This is a genomic window from Shinella kummerowiae (assembly GCF_009827055.1).
Classification (GTDB): Bacteria; Pseudomonadota; Alphaproteobacteria; order Rhizobiales; family Rhizobiaceae; genus Shinella; species Shinella kummerowiae.
The window spans coordinates 1-1,649 of record NZ_WUMK01000032.1; the positions used below are offsets into that span (position 1 = coordinate 1).

The 1,649-nt window shown below is 58.5% G+C and carries 1 protein-coding gene; it reads right to left on the reverse strand.

The features are described from left to right. Positions 1-26: 26 nt before the first annotated feature. Positions 27-1,580, reverse strand: a complete 1,554-nt coding sequence (locus GR138_RS30100) for an ISL3 family transposase (protein ID WP_160862934.1) — start codon at positions 1,578-1,580, stop codon at positions 27-29. Positions 1,581-1,649 lie beyond the last annotated feature (69 nt).

Sequence of the window (1,649 nt, forward strand, 5' to 3'; positions counted from 1 at the left end):
TTGGCTCTGACGCAATCTCGATGACATCACGGCACTCCAACGATGCGTGCTTCAAGCAGATCGAGCTTTCCGCGCCCGTACATTTGCCGTTTGATGAGCTTGAGCTTTGTGATCTGGCCTTCCGTCTGGCCGTTCGACCACTTGGAGGTTATGGCATTCTGGATTGCGGCTCGGTCTCGGATAACGCCATTCGCGAATGATGCGACCAGGCTTTTCGCCGCGCGTTCGATCCAGGCCTCCAGATCACCGGAGGATTTGCGGCGCAACATGTCATGGAAGCTCTCAACGACATCCCTGGCCTCGACAAGGTCTGGCAGCCTCTCTTCGATGGCGGCAACCGTCATCGTTTGAGCCTTGGTCAGGTTGTTGCGCTCGAGGGTCATCAGGCGAACGACGGTGCGCGCGGCGGGAGAATGACCAAGTCCGCTTTCAGCCTTTTCTGCCCGCCTTCGTCTCGTTGCCCATTCGGTGACAACACGCAGGCTTCCGCCAAAACCAGCCAGTCGAAGCTGCCGCCACAGTTCGGCGCCATTACGCAATCCAGCATCCCATTGAGCTTCAAGCCAAGGCAGATGGGGTTCGAGAGAGGTTTGCCGGACCCGGAAGATGTCTGTCCGCTGACCACGAACGACACTGCGGACCAGCTTTCGGCTATGCCCAGTTCGGCGCACGATTTCCTTGATGGAGACACCATCGGCGACGAATCCGCCGATAACGGCATTTGCCTCTTCACGTCGCAGATATCCCTCGTATTGCAGCCGCTCAGCGGCAGTCAGAAGCTTCGGATTTACGGTTGCAGTGCCGATTGCCACCCGGACCTGCCGCATCGATTTACGAACGGCGTCAAGAAAGGCGTGGCTGGCGTTTTCCATCAGATGCCAACGGTCGGCAACCTGGTTGGCGTGTGGCAGGGCTCGTGAGACGGCCTGCGCATATCCACCACCACGGTCTCGTGCGACGATCTCGATCTGGTGTTGCTGAATCAGCCAGGCCTCGGCGGTCGCCTGTTCCCTGTCGGGCAATAATGCGATTGCCCTTCGACGTTCAAGATCGCAAATGATGGTGCCATATCGATGATTGCGTCGCCAGGCCCAGTCATCAATGCCGATGACGTTCGGAGGTATCGGCGCGGGGCGATCGTATCGGCGAACGGTTCGCAGCAGCGTATCATTACTCACCGGGAATCCGAGACGATCTGCAAACCGGGCCGCCGGGCGACCACCCAATGCGAGAGCGAGATGGCGAACCAGACAGTCCAGGCGTGCTGTCCGGCGAGCCATGGGGCGAATTACATCGTCGCCGAAGCGCTCGGCGAAAATCTTTCGGCGGCAATTGCCGGCATTACAGACAAAGCGTCTGACGGTTAGGTTCAGTTCGAGCCGCCGGCCCGCACACGGCAGATCGGCAAGCATCCGAGGATAGCGACTATGAACACGCCGAGAAAGGGTTCCACAGTGGGGGCATCTGCATTCTAGTGCACGGCCCGACGCCACGACAACGATCGCGCCAGCCGCATCGTGCACTGCTTCAACGTTGAATTCGGCGGGGATCAGATCGGAAAGTCGAATTCGGGTCTGCATGGCGCTGATTCTCCAGAGAAAACCACGCCAATTAAATCCTAAACATCATCGAGATTGAGTCAGAGCCAA